The sequence below is a fragment of the Variovorax atrisoli genome (genome assembly GCF_014195185.1).
In the GTDB taxonomy this organism is placed as follows: domain Bacteria; phylum Pseudomonadota; class Gammaproteobacteria; order Burkholderiales; family Burkholderiaceae_C; genus Variovorax; species Variovorax atrisoli.
The window spans coordinates 376,895-392,836 of sequence record NZ_JACIBG010000001.1 but is presented as its reverse complement, the minus strand read 5'-3'; the positions used below and the strand labels follow the sequence as shown (position 1 = coordinate 392,836).

15 protein-coding genes and 1 riboswitch are annotated in these 15,942 nt (G+C 67.7%); of the genes, 12 read left to right on the top strand and 3 right to left on the bottom strand.

Features of this window, described 5'->3' with window-relative positions; genetic code table 11:
* Positions 1–99 precede the first annotated feature (99 nt).
* The 4 genes from gsiC to FHY06_RS01965 all read left to right on the top strand — a co-directional run bounded on the left by gsiC (position 100) and on the right by FHY06_RS01965 (position 4,040).
* Positions 100–1,020, top strand: coding sequence for a glutathione ABC transporter permease GsiC (gsiC, locus tag FHY06_RS01980; RefSeq protein ID WP_184603082.1), 921 nt, complete (start codon positions 100–102; stop codon positions 1,018–1,020).
* A gap of 121 nt (positions 1,021–1,141) precedes the next feature.
* Positions 1,142–2,062: a glutathione ABC transporter permease GsiD gene (gene gsiD / locus FHY06_RS01975; protein ID WP_019652935.1), complete on the top strand. Its 921-nt coding sequence runs from the start codon at positions 1,142–1,144 to the stop codon at positions 2,060–2,062.
* Between the two features lie 17 nt (positions 2,063–2,079).
* Positions 2,080–3,207 carry a DmpA family aminopeptidase gene (locus FHY06_RS01970; RefSeq protein WP_126181637.1) on the top strand — a complete coding sequence of 376 codons (1,128 nt, stop codon included), beginning with the start codon at positions 2,080–2,082 and terminating at the stop codon, positions 3,205–3,207.
* 14 nt (positions 3,208–3,221) lie between these two features.
* Positions 3,222–4,040, top strand: a complete 819-nt coding sequence (locus tag FHY06_RS01965; RefSeq protein ID WP_019652937.1) for a M55 family metallopeptidase — start codon at positions 3,222–3,224, stop codon at positions 4,038–4,040.
* On the opposite strand, the gene FHY06_RS01960 is transcribed toward FHY06_RS01965, so the two are convergent.
* The gene (locus FHY06_RS01960) at positions 4,037–4,594 is read right to left on the bottom strand and encodes a DUF3237 domain-containing protein (RefSeq protein WP_184603080.1); all 558 of its coding nucleotides are present in this window, start codon (positions 4,592–4,594) and stop codon (positions 4,037–4,039) included. The two genes, FHY06_RS01965 and FHY06_RS01960, sit on opposite strands and share 4 nt — an antisense overlap.
* A gap of 303 nt (positions 4,595–4,897) precedes the next feature.
* Between FHY06_RS01960 and FHY06_RS01955 the strand changes: the two genes are divergently transcribed.
* The 7 genes from FHY06_RS01955 to FHY06_RS01925 all read left to right on the top strand — a co-directional run bounded on the left by FHY06_RS01955 (position 4,898) and on the right by FHY06_RS01925 (position 11,590).
* A complete protein-coding gene (locus FHY06_RS01955; protein WP_019652939.1) occupies positions 4,898–6,703 on the top strand; it encodes a nitrite/sulfite reductase in 1,806 nt (601 codons plus the stop codon).
* Positions 6,700–7,104, top strand: coding sequence for a DUF934 domain-containing protein (locus FHY06_RS01950; protein WP_019652940.1), 405 nt, complete (start codon positions 6,700–6,702; stop codon positions 7,102–7,104). The genes FHY06_RS01955 and FHY06_RS01950 overlap by 4 nt, the downstream gene beginning before the upstream one ends.
* 10 nt (positions 7,105–7,114) lie before the next feature.
* Positions 7,115–7,735 (top strand): phosphoadenosine phosphosulfate reductase domain-containing protein, encoded by a 621-nt coding sequence (locus tag FHY06_RS01945; RefSeq protein ID WP_184603078.1) that lies wholly within the window; start codon positions 7,115–7,117, stop codon positions 7,733–7,735.
* Positions 7,736–7,781: 46 nt separating this feature from the next.
* Complete coding sequence (gene cysD, locus FHY06_RS01940; protein ID WP_176663823.1) at positions 7,782–8,723, top strand: sulfate adenylyltransferase subunit CysD; 942 nt, start codon at positions 7,782–7,784, stop codon at positions 8,721–8,723.
* A gap of 115 nt (positions 8,724–8,838) precedes the next feature.
* Positions 8,839–10,179 (top strand): sulfate adenylyltransferase subunit 1, encoded by a 1,341-nt coding sequence (locus FHY06_RS01935; protein WP_184603076.1) that lies wholly within the window; start codon positions 8,839–8,841, stop codon positions 10,177–10,179.
* Positions 10,180–10,223: 44 nt separating this feature from the next.
* Positions 10,224–10,553 carry a ferredoxin FdxA gene (gene fdxA, locus FHY06_RS01930; protein WP_019652944.1) on the top strand — a complete coding sequence of 110 codons (330 nt, stop codon included), beginning with the start codon at positions 10,224–10,226 and terminating at the stop codon, positions 10,551–10,553.
* The gene (locus FHY06_RS01925; RefSeq protein WP_311733662.1) at positions 10,511–11,590 is read left to right on the top strand and encodes an NAD(P)/FAD-dependent oxidoreductase; all 1,080 of its coding nucleotides are present in this window, start codon (positions 10,511–10,513) and stop codon (positions 11,588–11,590) included. The genes fdxA and FHY06_RS01925 overlap by 43 nt, the downstream gene beginning before the upstream one ends.
* On the opposite strand, the gene FHY06_RS01920 is transcribed toward FHY06_RS01925, so the two are convergent.
* Positions 11,591–12,898 carry an aspartate aminotransferase family protein gene (locus FHY06_RS01920; RefSeq protein ID WP_184603073.1) on the bottom strand — a complete coding sequence of 436 codons (1,308 nt, stop codon included), beginning with the start codon at positions 12,896–12,898 and terminating at the stop codon, positions 11,591–11,593.
* A 100-nt stretch (positions 12,899–12,998) separates the two neighbouring features.
* Between FHY06_RS01920 and FHY06_RS01915 the strand changes: the two genes are divergently transcribed.
* Positions 12,999–13,754: a TetR/AcrR family transcriptional regulator gene (locus FHY06_RS01915; RefSeq protein WP_184603071.1), complete on the top strand. Its 756-nt coding sequence runs from the start codon at positions 12,999–13,001 to the stop codon at positions 13,752–13,754.
* Here the strand turns inward: FHY06_RS01915 and FHY06_RS01910 are convergent.
* Positions 13,741–15,633 (bottom strand): adenylate/guanylate cyclase domain-containing protein, encoded by a 1,893-nt coding sequence (locus tag FHY06_RS01910; protein ID WP_132799900.1) that lies wholly within the window; start codon positions 15,631–15,633, stop codon positions 13,741–13,743. The genes FHY06_RS01915 and FHY06_RS01910 overlap by 14 nt on opposite strands.
* Positions 15,634–15,836: 203 nt before the next feature.
* A riboswitch (TPP riboswitch) is annotated at positions 15,837–15,937 on the top strand.
* The last annotated feature ends 5 nt before the right edge of the window (positions 15,938–15,942 follow it).

The following is a 15,942-nucleotide window of genomic DNA, read 5'->3' as shown; positions in this document are numbered from 1 at the left end:
ATGTCGCTACGCCAACCCCCTCGCCTGGGGCAACACGCGCGGCCCGGCAGAGCCGGTTCCGCGGTGTTTCCCTGATGAGGGTGACTGTTTTCTGATGCCATGCTGAATTACTTTCTCAAACGACTGCTGGGCCTGATCCCCACGCTGCTCATCGTGGCGGTGCTGGTGTTCCTGTTCGTCCACATGCTGCCCGGCGATCCGGCGCGTCTTGCCGCCGGCCAGGACGCCGACGAGCAGACCGTGGCCATGGTCCGCGCGGAGCTCGGGCTGGACAAGCCGCTGCCGCAGCAGTTCGTGAGCTTCTTCTACCACATGCTGCAGGGCGACTTCGGCACCTCCATCCGCACGCGGCGGCCGGTGGCGACCGAGATCGGCGAGCGCTTCTTCCCGACGGTGATGCTGACCATCACCAGCATGGTGTGGGCGGTGATCTTCGGCATGGCCATCGGCATCGTCTCGGCCGTGTACCGCAACAAGTGGCCCGATCGGCTGGGCATGACGCTCGCCGTGTCCGGCATCTCGTTTCCGGCCTTCGCGCTCGGCATGCTGCTGATGCAGATCTTCTCGGTCCAGCTCGGATGGCTGCCCACGGTGGGCGCCAGCAGCTGGAAGCACTACATCCTGCCCTCGATCACGCTGGGCGCGGCCGTGGCGGCCGTGATGGCGCGTTTCACGCGGGCCTCCTTCGTCGAGGTGATCCAGGAAGACTTCGTGCGCACCGCGCGCGCCAAGGGCGTGCGCGAGCGCGCCGTGATCATCAAGCACTGCCTGCGCAACGCGCTCATTCCGGTGGTGACGATGATGGGCCTGCAGTTCGGCTTCCTGCTGGGCGGCTCGATCCTGGTGGAGGCGGTGTTCAACTGGCCCGGCCTCGGCCGCCTGCTGGTCGATGCCGTGCAGATGCGCGACTACCCCGTCATCCAGACGCTGGTGCTGCTGTTCTCGCTCGAATTCATCCTGATCAACCTGGTGGTCGACGTGCTCTACGGCTACATCAACCCGACCATCCGGTACAAATGACCACCCCCAGGCTTCGCGCACTTCGTGTCGCTTCGCCCACCCCCTTGCAGGGGGCAACACCAGCGGCCCGGCAAAGCCGGTTCCGCGGTGTTCCCCGAAGGAACTGCAACACATGACTGATATGACTCAAGCTACCGGCGCGCCTGCCGAAACCATCGCGCCACCGGTCGTGGCCGTTCAAACCGCCGGCAAGGTCCGCACGCCCTGGGGCGAATGCTGGCGCCGCTTCAAGAAGCAGCCGGTGGGCATCGTCGCAGCGCTCTTCGTGCTGCTGCTGGTGTTCGTCGCGGTGTTCGCGCCTTGGATCGTGCCTTTCGATCCGGAGAACTTCTTCGACTACGACATGCTGAACACCGGCCCCTCGGCCGCGCACTGGTTCGGTGTCGATCCGCTGGGCCGAGACATCTTCAGCCGCATCCTGATGGGTGCGCGCATCTCGCTGATGGCGGGCTTCCTGTCGGTGGTGCTGGGCGGCATCATCGGCACCGCATTCGGCCTGCTGGCGGGCTACTACGAAGGCTGGTGGGACCGCATCGTGATGCGCGTCTCGGACGTGCTCTTCGCCTTCCCCGGCATCCTGCTGGCGCTGGGCGTGGTCGCCATCCTGGGCAGCAGCATGACCAACGTGGTGGTGGCGGTGTCGGTGTTCAGCGTGCCGGCCTTCGCGCGCCTGGTGCGCGGCAACACACTGGTGCTCAAGCAGCAGACCTACATCGAGGCCGAGCGCAGCATCGGCGCATCCGACTGGACAATCATCGTGCGGCACATCCTGCCGGGCACCATCTCGTCGATCGTGGTGTATTTCTCGATGCGCGTGGGCACGTCGATCATCACGGCCGCCAGCCTCTCGTTCCTGGGCATGGGCGCGCAGCCGCCGACACCCGAATGGGGCGCGATGCTCAGCGAGGCCCGCGCCGACATGGTGACCTCGCCGCACGTGGCGCTCTTCCCCAGCCTGGCCATCTTCTTCACCGTGCTCGCCTTCAACCTGCTGGGCGATGCGCTGCGCGACGCGCTCGATCCGAAGATCGACCGCCAGTAAGTCTCTCTTTCTTCGCAATGTCTTCCAGCAAGCAGCAGGTCTCCCTCCCCTTCATCGGCAGCCTGCTCCAGGGCGAACGCAACGCCATCACCGACGTCGCAGGCGTCACCGTCGGCCACCGCACGCTGGCCGACGGGCCCGTGCAGACGGGCGTGACCGTCATCCGTCCGCACGCGGGCGACCTCTTCCGCGACAAGGTGCCCGCCGCCGCGGCGGTGCTCAACGGCTTCGGCAAGAGCGTCGGGCTGCTGCAGGTGGAAGAGCTCGGCGTGCTGGAGACGCCCATCGCGCTGACCAACACCTTCTCGGTTGGCACGGTGGCCGCGGCGCAGATCCGCCGCTGCGTGGCCGACAACCCCGAGTGCGGACGCACCCTGCCCACGGTCAATCCGCTGGTGTTCGAGTGCAACGACGGCTTTCTCAACGACATCCAGCGCATGGCGGTCAGCGAGGCCGACTACCTGCATGCGCTGACCGACACCGGGGTCGACTTCGAACAGGGCTCGGTCGGCGCGGGGCGCGGCATGTCGAGCTTCCAGCTCAAGGGCGGCATCGGCAGCGCGTCCCGGCGGGTGTCGGCGCGCAACGACGGCACCAGCGGCGGCCTGGGCGGCGAGAAGAACGCCGGCACCGGCGGCCTGCACACGGTGGGCGCGCTGGTGCTGGCCAACTACGGGCGCCAGCCGCAGCTGCTGCTGGCAGGACATGCGGTGGGCGAACGGCTCGCCGCGCTGCAGGCCGAGCGCAGCCTGCCGGCGGTGAACGAGGCCGAGAAGGGCTCGATCATCATCGTGGTGGCCACCGATGCCCCGCTCGACGCGCGCCAGCTGCGCCGCCTCGCGCTGCGCGCCGGTGCCGGGCTGGCGCGCACGGGCTCTGTCTTCGGGCACGGCAGCGGCGACATCGTGCTGGCCTTTTCAACCGCCTACACCGTGCCCGGCAGCGTCGAGCGGCCGATGCCGGCCGTGGCGATGCTGCACGACGGGCTGCTCGACGGCCTCTTCCAGGCCGCGGCCGACAGCACGGAACAGGCGATCATCCATGCGCTGTGCCGCGCCACGCCCGTGACCGGGCGCGACGGCAACCACCGCGCGGCGCTGTCCGACGTGCTGCCCGCCTCCGCCCTCTTCTCAACCCACGCCTGAACACGAGCCGCCCAATGAAAGTCCTGATCTCCACCGACATCGAAGGCGTCGCCGGCGTCTATCACTCCGAGCAGGTTCGCGCGGGCAACCCGGAGTACGAGCGTGCCCGGCTGCTGATGACGCAAGAGGCCAACGCGGCGATCGCCGGCGCCTTCGACGCGGGCGCCACCGAGGTGCTGGTGAACGATTCGCACGGGGGCTTTCGCAACATGCCGCCCGACCTGCTCGATTCGCGCGCCCGCGTGATCCAGGGCAAGCCGCGCTACCTGAGCATGGTGGCGGGCGTGGAAGAAGGCGTGGACGCCGTCTGCATGGTCGGCTACCACTCGCGCGCCCAGGGGCGCGGCATCCTCGCGCACACAATCAACAGCTTTGCCTTCGCGGGCATCTCGCTCGGCGGCGAGGAACTGGGCGAGGCCGGCCTCTACGGCGCGCTGGCCGGCGAATACGGCGTGCCGGTGGTGATGGCCAGCGGCGACGACGTCTTCATCGCCGAGAACCGCCCGCTCTTCCCGCACGCGACCTTCGTGGAGACGAAGAAGGCCACGGGCTGCACCAGTGGCGTGTCGCTCTCGCCCGAGCAGTCGCGCCGGGCGATCCGTGCGGGCGTGGAAGAAGCATTGGCGGCCCGCGCGAAGGCCAAGCCGCTCGTCTTCGAAGGACCGCAGTCGGTGACGCTGCGCGCCCAGACCTCCGCACTGGCCGATCTCTTCTGCCAGTGGCCGAGCTTCGAGCGCGTGGACGGCGTCACCCTCCGCTTCACCGCCCCGACGGTGGAAGCGGCCGTGCGCATGCTGAACTGCTGCTCGGCGATGTCGTCGATGCTGCGCTAGACCACCTTGTAGACACGGATGACCACAGCCTCGCGCTGCGGCCGCAGCGGATCGAGCGTGCCCACGTAGACGAAGTCGTTGAGCCAGCCGTACTTGCCCTCGGGCGCAATGATCTGCAGCGTCGAGAACGCGTAGCGCGGCCCGCTCCTTGGATTGCGCGACAGCACGGTGTTGCGCACAGAGATCACCACGCCGTCGTCGGTCTTGAGCTCGTAGACGGCGTCGAGGTTCTTCGCGCCGTCGCGGCGCAGCAACTGGCGGTCGGCCCCGCCGGCCAGCACCGTGCCGCGCAGGCCCGGCCCCTCGAATGAACCGCCCGTGATCGGCACCATGAAGCGCTCCCCGAAGGGCGAGGCGCCCAGCGTCATCGGCGGCGCGATGTCGACGATGGCTTCATAGACGAATTCGGTTCGGGGCAGCACGACCGGGAAGCGTTCGCTGGTCGGCGTGGCGATGGCAGCCGGCGGCGCATCGGCCGCATTGGCATTGGAGAAAGCGGCCACGGTTGCGAACCCGGCAAGGAGCGCGCTGCGGCGCGAGGTCGAAGCAGTCATTGCGTTTCCAGCCAATCTGGTTATTGAAGATAACCATTTCACTGCGGCCGGCCGGCAGGCGCGTCGGGACTTACCCGGACTGCTTTCATTGCGTCGGAGAGACTAAGCCGGCATTGCGGCCTTATCCGGAATAAGCATCAAACCGCCCGGAAACCCGCATGAATACTGGCGAATAAGCTTATCCGCATAAAGCGCGAACCAAAAAATAGTTTGGTTCCATAAGGAGCGCTCGGACAATCGCGCCTTCTTGCTGGGGTGCCCCGTTCCATGCGCGGCACCGCACTTCCTCAAGACACACGCACGATGTACCAATACACAGAATTCGACCGCCAGTTCGTCCACCAGCGGGCTGCCCAATTCCGCGACCAGCTCGAGCGCTGGCAGAAAGGCAAGCTCGCCGAAGACGAGTTCCGCCCCCTGCGCCTGCAAAACGGCTGGTATGTGCAGCGCTACGCGCCGATGCTGCGCGTGGCCGTGCCCTACGGCGAACTGTCGAGCCGCCAGCTGCGCGTGCTGGCCCGCATCGCCCGCGAGTACGACGAGCCCGAGGCGGAGGTCTACAAGAAGGCCATCGAGACGCAAGGCCTGCTCGGCAGCCAGAAGCTCCCCACCCACTACGCCCACTTCACGACCCGCCAGAACGTCCAGTACAACTGGATTCCGCTGGCCAAGTCGGCCGACGTGATGGACCTGCTGGCCTCGGTCGACATGCACGGCATCCAGACCAGCGGCAACTGCATCCGCAACATCACCAGCGACGAGCGCGCCGGCATCGCCGTCGACGAGGTCGCAGATCCGCGCCCGTTCGCGGAAATCATGCGCCAGTGGAGCACGCTGCACCCCGAGTTCGCGTTCCTGCCGCGCAAGTTCAAGATCGCCATCACCGGCGCCACCGAGGACCGCGCCGCCACCGGCTGGCACGACGTGGGCCTGCACGTGGTGAAACACGAAGCCGGCGACGCATCACAAAACATCGCTCCTGGCGCTGTGGGCTTCCGTGTGCAGGTGGGCGGCGGCATGGGCCGCACGCCCATCGTGGGCACGGTGCTGCGCGAGTTCCTGCCGTGGCAGCAGATCATGAACTACCTCGAGGCCGTGATCCGCGTCTACAACCGCTACGGCCGCCGCGACAACATCTACAAGGCGCGCATCAAGATCCTGGTGAAGGCCGAGGGCCAGCGCTACATCGACGACGTCGAGGCCGAGTACAAGCAGATCCTCGAGCACGACGGCGCGCCGCACACCATCACGCAGGAAGAGTACGACCGCGTGGCCGCATCGTTCGTGCCGCCCGCGCTCGCCACCCGCGTGCTGCAGAGCGCCGAGAAGACCGACGCCGAGCTGCGCCACCACGCCGCCGACGACGTGCAGTTCGCCCGCTGGCTGGCGCGCAACGTGGCGCCGCACAAGAACCCGGCCCTGCGCGCCGTGACGCTGTCGTTCAAGCGCCTGAAGCAGGCCCCTGGCGACGCATCGGCCGACCAGCTCGACACCATCGCCGAACTGGCAGACCGCTTCTCGGCCGGCGAAGCCCGCGTGACGCACGACCAGAACGTGCTGCTGCCCTGGGTGCATGCGGAAGACCTGCACGCGCTGTGGCTGGCCGCCCGCGCGGCCGGCTTCGCCAGCGCCAACGTGCACCTGCTGACCGACATGATCGCCTGCCCCGGCGGCGACTTCTGCGCACTGGCCAACGCACGCTCCATTCCGGTCGCCGAAGCCATCACCGAGCGCTACCAGGACCTCGACGAACTCGACGATCTGGGCGAGATCGACCTGCACATCAGCGGCTGCATCAATTCGTGCGGCCACCACCACAGCGGCCACATCGGCATCCTCGGCGTCGACAAGGACGGCAAGGAGTGGTACCAGGTCACCCTCGGCGGCTCCGACGGCTCCGCGCTCAGCGGCACGCCGCAGGCCGGCAAGGTGGTGGGCCCCTCGTTCTCGGCGGCAGAAGTGCCCGGCGTGATCGAGGCCGTGCTCAACACCTACCGCGACACCCGTGAGAACGGCGAGAACTTCATCGACACGCTGCGCCGCGTCGGCCACGACCCGTTCAAGGCCGCCGCCAACGGTGCGCGTTTCAAGGTGGAGGAAGCAGCATGAAAAAGACCCTGAACATCCTCTCTGCGGAAGAACACGTCGACGACGGCGACCCGAAGGTGCTGCAGTTGCCCAACGACGCCGACCCGCTCGCCATCGAGGTGTGCCTGGCCGACATCGAGCGCATCGACCTGCACTTCCCGAAGTTCACCGACGGCCGCGCCTACAGCCAGGCCTTCCTGCTGCGCCGCCGCCTGGGCTTCACCGGCGACATCCGCGCCACGGGCGACGTGCTGATCGACCAGCTCGTGCAGATGGAGCGCACCGGTTTCTCGAGCGCGGTGCTCAAGGAAGGCGTGGACGCCTCCGACGCGCAGCGCCAGTTCGACCGCTTCGCCGCCTTCTACCAGGGCGACGCGGTGCAGACCGTTCCGCACTTCGCGGCGGCTACCGAGAGCGCGTAAAGGCATCGACATGAGCATCGACATCGACCGCATCAACGCCGAGCTGGGCCGCAACGCCCAGGGTCTGGTGGACTGGGCGCTCGGCCTGGGCCAGCCGGCCATCGTCACCACCAACTTCCGCCCCTTCGAGGCGGTGATCCTGCATCTGGTCACGCAGGTGAAGCGCGACGTGCCGGTGGTGTGGATGGACAACGGCTACAACACCGAGGCCACCTACCGCTTTGCCGACGAGGTCACGAAGCAACTGGGCCTGGACCTGCGCATCTACCTGCCGCGCCGCTCGCGCGCCCATCGCGAGGCAGTGGAAGGCCCCACGCCCGCGCTGGACGACCCGCGCCACGCCGCCTTCACCGAAGAGGTGAAGCTGGAGCCCTTCGCGCGCGCGCTGCGCGAGACGGCGCCGAAGGTCTGGTTCACCGCGCTGCGCGCCACCGACACGGCCGTGCGTGCGCAGATGGACCCGGTCAGCATCAACCCCGACGGCCTGATCAAGGTCGCGCCGCTGCTGCACTGGTCGTCCAAGGATCTGCACGAGTACTGCGTAAAGCACGGCCTGCCCAACAACTTCGACTACGTCGACCCGACCAAGGGCGAAGACAACCGCGAGTGCGGGCTGCACCTCGCGCACTGAGCGCCCGCCCCGCATCGACCTACCGCATCCAGCACCCCATCCTCCGATGAACGCCCGAACCGAAACCGAACTGCTGCTGCCGGCGGCACACCTGTCCAACACGCACCTCGATGCGCTGGAGGAAGAAACCATCTTCATCCTGCGCGAAGTGGCGGCCGCCTTCGAGCGCCCCACCCTGCTGTTCTCGGGCGGCAAGGATTCGCTGGTGCTGCTGAAGTGCGCGGAGAAGGCTTTCGGCGTCGGCCGCATTCCCTATCCGCTCTTGATGATCGACACCGGCCACAACTTCCCCGAGGTGACGGAGTACCGCGACCGCCGTGCGAAGGAACTTGGCGCGGAGCTGATCGTGCGCAGCGTGGAGGACTCGATGAAGCGCGGCACCGTGCGGCTGGCGCATCCGGGCGAGTCGCGCAACGCGCACCAGTCGGTGACGCTGCTGGAGGCGATCGAGGAATTCCGCTTCGACGCGCTGATCGGCGGCGCCCGCCGCGACGAGGAGAAGGCGCGCGCCAAGGAGCGCATCTTTTCGCACCGCGACAGCTTCGGCCAGTGGCAGCCCAAGGACCAGCGCCCGGAGCTGTGGACGCTGTTCAACACCCGCCTGGCGCCGGGCGAGCATTTCCGCGTGTTCCCGATCTCGAACTGGACCGAGCTCGACGTGTGGCAGTACATCGCCCGCGAGGAAGTCGGCCTGCCCTCGATCTACTACACGCACAAGCGCGAAGTGGTGGAGCGCCGCGGCCTGCTGGTGCCCGTGACCGAGCTGACCCCGGCGCGCGACGGCGAGACGGTGCAGGTGCGCGACGTGCGCTTCCGTACCGTGGGCGACATCACCACCACCTGCCCGGTGGAAAGCCTGGCAGCCGATGCGAGCGACGTGGTGCTCGAGACGCTGTCGGTCGACGTGAGCGAACGCGGTGCCACGCGGATGGACGACATGACGTCCGAAGCTTCGATGGAAAAACGCAAGAAAGACGGGTACTTCTGACCCACCCCCAGGCTTCGCGCACTTCGTGTCGCTACGCCCACCCCCTCGCAGGGGGCAACACCAGCGGCCCGGCAGAGCCGGTTCCGCGGTGTTCCACGAATTGGAGAATCACTCAATGAACGCTGCTGTCATTTCAAACGCCTCGCCCGCCGAAATTCACGGCGACACCGGCACCGCCCTGCGCTTCATCACCTGCGGCTCGGTAGACGACGGCAAGAGCACGCTCATCGGCCGCCTGCTGGTCGACAGCAAGACCGTGCTGCAGGACCAGCTCGCCGGCGTGCAGCGCGGCGGCGAGACCGACCTGGCCCTGCTGACCGACGGCCTCTCGGCCGAGCGTGAACAGGGCATCACCATCGACGTGGCATACCGCTACTTCTCGACCGCGAAGCGCAAGTTCATCATCGGCGACGCGCCGGGCCATGAGCAGTACACGCGCAACATGGTCACGGCCGCCTCCGCCGCCGACGCCGCCGTGGTGCTGGTCGATGCGACCAAGCTGGCCTGGGCCGCCGAGGTGGAGGACGGCACCGTGGTCAAGCGCGAGCTGCTGCCGCAGACGCGCCGCCACACGCTGCTGTGCCACCTGCTGCGCGTGCAGTCGATCGTGTTCGCAGTCAACAAGCTCGACGCCATCGCCGACGCCGGCCTGGCCTTCGAACGCATCTCGACCGCGCTGAACGCCTTCGCCGAAGCGGCGGGCGTGCAGGTGACGGCCATCGTGCCGATCTCCGCGCTCAAGGGCTGGAACGTGGCCACGCGCCATCCCGACTGGGTCGGCTACGAAGGCCCCAGCCTGCTTGAACTGCTGGAAGACCTGCCGGTGACCGCGCAGGACGAGGCCGTGCCCTTCGCGTTCCCGGTGCAGTGGGTCGAGAAGTTCTCGTCGTCGGCCGACACCTCGCAGGGCCGCCGCGTGTTCTGGGGCCGCGTCGCCTCGGGCCACGTGGAGCCGGGCCAGCGCGTGACCGTGCTGCCGAGCAACCAGACCGCCACCGTCGCCCAGGTGCTGAGCCACACGCGCCAGCCGAAGACGGTGCATGCGGGCCACAGCGCCGGCATCGTGCTCGACCGCGAGGTCGACGTGTCGCGCGGCGACTGGCTGCTGGCGCCCGGCGCCTTCGAGCCGGTGCGCGAGATCACCGCCACCGTGGCCTGGCTCGACGACGAGCCGCTGGTCGCGGGCCGCGTCTACTGGGCGCTGCAGGGCCACCGCTGGGTGAAGGCCAAGGTGGCGCGCATCGTCGACCGCGTGAACATCACCACGCTCGAATCGGAAGCCGCGACGCAGCTTGAAGCCAACGCCATCGGCGACGTGGTGCTCTCGCTGCAGCAGCCGCTGGCCGTGCTGCCCTTCACGCAATCGCGTGCGCTGGGCTCCCTCGTGCTGGTCGATACGGCCTCCCACAAGACCGCCGCTGCCGTTCTCGTGCAGCCCTCCGCCGCAAAGGCCTAAAATCACGGGTTTTCCCCGACCTCACCACTGACGCCAGAGAACAAATGACCCACGTCGTCTCCGAAGCCTGCATCCGTTGCAAATACACCGACTGCGTGGACGTTTGCCCCGTCGACTGTTTCCGCGAAGGTCCCAACATGCTGGTGATCGACCCGGACGAATGCATCGACTGCGCGGTCTGCATCCCTGAATGCCCGGTCAACGCGATCTACGCCGAGGAAGACCTGCCGGCCAACCAGATCGCCTTCATCAAGATCAACGCCGAGCTGGCCCAGGCCGACGGCTGGAAGAGCATCACCAAGCGCAAGCCCGCCCTGCCCGAGGCCGAGGAGTGGAAGGACAAGACGGACAAGCTCGGGGAGCTGATCCGCTGAACCAGCCGGCCGCCATCGCCGCTCCCATCGAGACCGACGCGCTGATCGTCGGCGCCGGCCCCGTGGGGCTGTTCCAGGCCTTCCAGCTGGGCCTGCTCGAAATCTCCTGCCATATCGTCGATGCACTGCCCGCCGCCGGCGGCCAGTGCGTGGCGCTGTATGGCGACAAGCCCATCTACGACATTCCCGGCACGCCCGTGACCAGCGGGCGCGATTTGGCGCAGTCGCTGCTGCAGCAGGTGGCGCCTTTCAAGCCGCAATTCCACTTCGGCGAGCAGGTCTCCACCCTGGCGCGCGAGGCCGATGGGCGGCTGCTGCTGACCACCTCGGCGGGCAAGGCATTCCTTGCCAAAACCGTGTTCATCGCGGCCGGTGTCGGCGCCTTCGTGCCCAAGCGCATCGCGGTCGAGGGCATTGCGCAGTTCGAGGGTTCCTCGCTCTTCTATCACCCCGATTCGCTGGATCGCTTCGCCGGGCAGACGGTCGTGGTCAACGGCGGAGACGACGTCGCGCTCGAAACCGCCATCGCGCTCACGACCATCGCGAAGCAGGTCACGCTGGTGCACCGGCGCGATGGTTTCCAGGCCGAGGAAGCGACCGTCGCGACCATGCGCGCTCTCGTGGCCGCGGGCAAGCTGGCCTTCAAGGTCGGCCAGCCCGCCGCCTTCGACGGCAGGCAGCTCCGGATCACCACGCCTGACGCGACCACGCTGGACCTGCCGCTGGACGCGCTGGTCGCCTGCCTCGGCATCTCGCCGCGCCTCGGCCCCATCGCCGAGTGGGGCCTGGAGCTGGAGCGCAAGCAGGTGCCGGTCGACACCGAGAAGTACGAAACCCGCGAGCGCGGCGTGTTCGCGGTGGGCGACATCAACACCTACCCGGGCAAGAAGAAGCTCATCGTCTGCGGCTTCCACGAGGCAACGCTGGCCGCCTGGGGCGCAACCGCCATCGTGTTCCCAGGCAAGGCCGTGCCGCTGCAGTACACGACCACCAGCACCCGCCTGCATGAGCTGCTGGGCGTGGCCGGTTCCCGCTAGCTAGTTCGCAGCACCGGGCAGCAGCGCCCGGTATTCGCCGACGAAGCTGCCGATGGCGGCCACGTAGCGGTCGATGTCCGCGTCGCTCAGCGGCAGCGACAGCACCACGAAGCCGCGCGGCGAGGTGTAGATGCCCTCGCTCAGCAGATGGAAGAAAAGCAGCTGGCGCAGACGCGCGTCGACGGGCGCAAGGTCGTCGGTGCTGCGTACCTCGCCCCCCACGAAATGCGCGTTCATCAGCGAGCCGATGCCGGTGAACTGCATCGCCACGCCCTCGCCGGCACACAGCGCATTGAGCCGCTTGCGCATCGCATCGCCCCTGTCTGCCAACGCGCCTGCCGCCTCGGGCGTGAACAGCTTCGTGAGCCCCGCGTGGCCAGCCGCCATCGTCAGCACGTTGTTGTTGAAGGTGCCCGAGTGGGCCAGCGACCCGGTGCGTGGATCGAACAACGCCATCACGTCGGCACGCCCGCCGAAGGCGCCGAAGGACATGCCGCCGCCGATGTACTTGCCCAGCGTGGTCAGGTCGCAGCGGATGCCCAGCTTGTTCGCCAGGCCGTGCGGCGCGAGGCGAGAAGTCATCACCTCGTCGAAGATCAGCAGCGCCCCAACTCGGGTAGCCGATTCGCGCAGCGCCTGCAGGAACTCCAGCCGGCCCGGGATGCAGCCGCTCGCGCCCTGCATCGGCTCCAGCAGAACAGCGGCGATCTCGGGGCCGTGCTTGTCGATCTGCTCGCGTGCGGTCTTCTCGTCGTTGTAGGGCAGCACCAGGAAGTCGAAGGGCACGGTGGTCGGCAGCGGCTTGGCGCCGAAGCCCAGCACCCCGCCGTGGTAGCCGCCCGAGAACACGACGATCTTGCGCCGCCCCGTGAAGTGCAGCGCCGCCGTCACCGCCATCAGGTTCGCCTCGGTGCCGGAATTGGTGAAGCGCAGCTGCTCGATCTGCGGAAAGCGCTCGCAGATGAGCCTGGCAAGCCGGCCTTCGAGCAGGTTGTGGCCGGTGAGGTTGATGCCGCCCTTCATGGCTTCGGCGACGGCCTCGCGGATCTCTGGCGCCGAGTGCCCGTAGACGCCGGCCGTGTACTCGGCGATGAAGTCGGCATAGCGATGGCCATCGGCGTCCCAGAGCGTCGCGCCCTCGCCCCTGGCGATGGTCAGCGGGAAGGGCGCATAGAACAGCACCGAGCGGCTGTTGGCGCCGGGCATGTAGCGCGCCTGCTCCTCGAACTGGCGCAGGCTGGCGGGGTTGGTCTCGGTGAAGCGGCGGTGCGCGGCCGCAAGGGCCTGGTCGATGTCGGCGTGGGCCATGGCGATGTCCTTCAGGAGTGTTGCGCCCGTCGCATGCAGCGCGATTTATTGATCAATGCTCAATTTAATTTGTTTATACAGTCAACCCGGCTGCCGCACAATGGCCGCAACCATGATGAAGAATTCGCCCCCCAAGGCCCGGAAACCCCGTACGGCCGGTCGCCCCGCCGGTGGCGGCGGCCTGACGAAGCAGCGCATCGCCGAGGAAGCACTGGCGCAGATCGACGAATTCGGCCTTGGCGCCTTCAGCATGCGTGAAGTGGCGGCCCGGCTCGACGTCTACCCGGCCACGGTGCACTGGCATGTGAGCACGCGCGAGGCGCTGCTGGCCGAGGTGGCGGCGCTGGTCATGGCCGAGGTCGCGCCGCCGCCGGGCAGGCTCGGCTGGAAGGACTGGATCGCCGAACTCTTCCGCCGCTGCCGTGCCGCAGTGCGGCGCCATCCGAACGTGGCGCAGCTGCTGGGCGCGCAGCTGGTGTCCAACGGCAGCCTGCCAATGGAGCTGGTCGAAGGCATCCTGGCCACGCTGGCCGATGCCGGCTTCGAGGACGAAGCGCTGCTGGAGGCCTACAACTGCGTGGTCGCCGCGATGCTGGGCTTCCTGACGATGGAGTTCTCGCCCCTGCCCGCCGACAACACCCAGGCCTGGGCCGAGGAGCTGCGCGAGCGCGTGCACACGATCCGCCCGCTCGACCACCCGGTGCTCACGCGCAACCTCGCGCAACTGGCCAACAAGGCCTTCATCCTGCGCTGGGACAACGGCACGACAGTGCCGCTGGACAGCAGCTTCGAGCGGCACATCCAGATCACCATCGACGGGCTGGATGCCTTCGCGCGAAGGCTCAGGTCGGCGTAGGCCCCAGCAGTTCGTAGAGCACCATCCGCGTCTGGCGGCCCCGCAGCTGCGCGAGTTCCTCGATGCGGCGGGTGGCGAGGCGGCCTCGCAGTCCCTGGAAGGTGGCCTCGGAGATCAGCATGCAGGTGCCGAGCTCCTTGTTGGCGCCCTCGATCCGGCTCGCTGCGTTGATCGCGTCGCCGATGGCGGTGTATGACAGGCGGTCGCTCGAGCCGAGCACGCCCGCGATCACGTGGCCCGTATGGATGCCCACGCGCGTGCGGAACTCCTGCAGCCCTTCGGCACGCCACTTCTCGTTGAGCGCATCCATCGCGGCACAAAGCTCGATGGCCGCCACGCAGGCGCGGTACTCCGCGTCCTCGAGTTCGTTGGGAGCTCCCCACAGCACCATGATGCCGTCGCCCATGAACTTGTCGATCACGCCGCCGTGCCGCGCGAAGATGCCCGCGGCAAGGTTGAAGTACTCGGTGAGCTGCCGCACGAGCAGATCGGCCGGCATCGACTCGGAGATGCTGGTGAAGCCCTCGACGTCGGTGAACATCGCGGTGATGCGGCGTGGCGACCCGCTCGGCCCTAGTGCGTGCCCTTCGGCGACCAGCTGCCGGATGATGTCCACCGGCACGAACTTGCTGAAGGCCTTGAGGCTGCGCGCCGACTCGTCCAGCGCCTGGTTGAGATGCTGGATCTCCAGCACCCGGCTGGGTTCGATCGGCAGGTTGTCCAGCTCCAGCCGCCCGATCCGGCGTGCGACACGCGAGAGGTTCTCGATCGGCCCGGTCACCAGCTTCGACAGCCGCAGCGAGATGAAGAGCGAGAGCGCCAGGAAGCCGACCGTCAGAAGCAGCGACCAGAGCACCGAGCGATGCAGGCTCCCGAGCAGCAGGTCCTCGGGTTCCCAGCTCACCAGTTGCCAGCGGGTGTGCGGCAGGTGCGAGGTCTGCACGAGGTAGCGGCGCCCCTCGTGCTCGATGGAGAAAGCCATGTCGTCAGCGCCGCCCGCAGTGCTGGCCGCGAGCATGTGCGCGTGGATGGTTCCAAGCACGCCGCTGTCGGGCGACTCCAGCTTGCGTACCGGCTCGGGGTCGTTGCTGCGCGCGATCACGTGGTGATCGGCACTCAGCAGCGCGCTCTCGCCGCTGCCCAGCGCGCCGGATACGCGCATCAGCCTCGACAGATGGCCCAGCGACACGTTGGCATCGACCACGAGCCCGCGCTTGTGGCCTTCGTCGTCGACGCGCCCCGCTGGCCGCGCATGGCCGATGGCGAGTTCCTTTGCATCGCTCATCAGAAAAGGCTGGGTCCATACTGGGCCCTTCGCCTTCATGGCCTCCAGATACCAGGTGCGTTTCTCGGGATCGAAGTCGCTGCGGTAGGCCGAGATCGAAGTCGTCGCGAAGCGCTGCTTCGCATCGCCGCCTTCCAGATCGGGCGAGCTCTTGTAGTGCCAGGTCTCTGTGCTGAATCCGTCGCCGCGCAGCACCTGGCGGATGGCCGGCACCGGGTAGCGCACCGCCATCAGCACGTGGCCGTGATCGGTGGCCACGTTGATGCTGTCGATCTCCGGCGTCTGCTCGAGCAGGGTCCAGAGCATCTCGGCGGTCTGCTCGCCGTCCTCGCCGCAGACATGGACGCTCGGCGAATCGGCGATCGCGCGGATCGCCGCCTCGGTCTTCGCGAGGAAGGCCAGCACGTTGTCCTCGACCCGGTCGTGGTTGATCTTGTGTGCCGCGGTGCCCACCCTGGACACCAGCTTCTCTGCCGCCCAATAGCCGAAGGCCACCAGCAGCAGCGACTGCACCAGCGCCACCGCGCAAATGATGGTGCCCACGTCGACCCTGAAGCGACGCAGGCGGGTGCCCTTGAAGTCGTCATCTGCCATGCAAGTTCCTCTCCTTTTTCTCTTGCTTCACGCTTATCGGCGCGTGTTCCGGTTTCTTTTGTTCTGCGGCTGCTTTTCCTGCCGGCGGCGATTCTCGCGCCGCCGGCCCGCAGCCCGAGGGTTTTCCCGCCGCAAAGGCACGCCCGCCGTCGCGGCTTCCTGGCAGCGGATAAAATCCGGCTCGCGTCGCGGGTTGCCCGGGGCGCACTTGCTAGGGGTGCTGGGCGGCTTGCCGACCGGCTGAGAAAGTCCCTTTGAACCTGATTGAGGTAATCCTCGCGCAGGGAAGCTGGTCCGGTGGCCTCTCAC